Annotated in this window: 1 protein-coding gene; it reads right to left on the bottom strand. The window is 69.8% G+C overall.

Annotated elements, in window-relative coordinates:
* Nucleotides 1–18 precede the first annotated feature (18 nt).
* Complete coding sequence (locus tag KBX50_RS32475; RefSeq protein WP_210941658.1) at nt 19–1,224, bottom strand: IS110 family transposase; 1,206 nt, start codon at nt 1,222–1,224, stop codon at nt 19–21.
* Nucleotides 1,225–1,442: the final 218 nt, after the last annotated feature.

Consider the following 1,442-nt stretch of genomic DNA (forward strand, 5'->3'; position numbering starts at 1 on the left):
GGAATCTCAATGATCGTGTCAAGCCCTCGCGGTGAGCGGGGGTGAGTCGTGGAATTCGCGGTTGTCGCGCAGCAGTGCCCAGAGCACGTCGACGAGTCTGCGGGCCAGGGCGATGAGGGCCTGGGTGTGGCGCAGTCGTTCGTCGCGTTTGCGGCGGTAGAACGCTTGGGAGGCGCCGCCGGCGCGCAGGCTGGACAGGGCGGCCATGTAGAAGACCCGGCGCAGGCCGCGGTGGTAGCGCTTGGGTCGGTGCAGATTGCCGGTGCGGCGGCCGGAGTCGCGGGGTACCGGTGCGAGCCCGGCGTAGGCGGCCAGTCGGGCTGGGGTGCCGAATGCGGCCAGGTCGCCGCCGGTGGCTACGAGGAACTCCGCGCCGAGGATCGGACCCATGCCGGGCATGCTCTCGATGATTTTCGCTTGAGGGTGCGTACGGAATCTTTTGGTGAGCAGCTTGTCGGTCTCCTTGATTTCCCGGTCCAGGTCCAGCAGCCGGCGGGCCAGCCGGGCGACCAGCGCGGCGGTGGTGGCCTCGGCGGGCAACCGCACGGTCTGCGCGGCTGCGGCAGCCAGGGCCTTGTCCACCATGGCCGGGATCCCCTTGCGCCAGGCGCCGGCTTCGGTGAGGTACGCGGCCAGCCCGTCCGGGCCGGCGTCACGGATGGCGTGTGGGGTCTGGTAGCCGGCCACCAGGATCAACGCGCTGCGCGTGGAGTAGTCGAAGGCCCGCTCCAGCGCGGGAAAGATCGCGGTGAGCAGCTCGCGCAGCCGGTTGACCCCGCGCACCCAATCGGCCATCAGGTCGGCGCGGTGGGCGACCAGCAACGACAACTCCACCACCAACTCGTTCGGCGTGGACAGCTCAGTCAGGTCGCGGCGCAGCCGGGCAGTGTCGGCAATGATCCGGGCGTCCTTGGCGTCGGTCTTCCCTTCACCGGCGAACGCGACGGCCATCCGGTTCACCGTTCGCCCAGGGACGTAGACGACCCGTTGACCAGCCGTGACCAGCAGCGCCAGCAGCAGCGTCGCCGCCGCGCAGGTCAGGTCCACCGCCCACCGCACCTCGACGCCGGCCTGCCCGGCGCGGGTCATCAGCGCCTCGATCGCGGCCTGATCGTTGGCGATCCGCCTCGACCACAACAGCCGCCCCTCAGCATCGATTGCCGCAGCGTGGTGCGCCTCCTTACCCGCGTCGACACCGATCCAGACCACTTCCCGAGCCGTCACCCGGCCCGACCTCCCCTCCGCACAGGTCAACCCCGTGGACGACCCCGCCGGCAGGTCCTTAGACAGCGACGACTCGCACAGATCTCAATCAGCGGCCGGGGCGTCCAGAACAGCGAGGCGGCCATTCCTCCCGAGCCATCGCAGGGCAACCCGTCATCAGCCACACCTCGCCGTCCTGGGCATCCAGGGCTCCAACCCCAGACACTTCAACCCTAAGG

Origin of the sequence: Micromonospora sp. C51, assembly GCF_018070435.1 — a bacterium.
In the GTDB taxonomy this organism is placed as follows: Bacteria; Actinomycetota; Actinomycetes; order Mycobacteriales; family Micromonosporaceae; genus Micromonospora; species Micromonospora sediminimaris.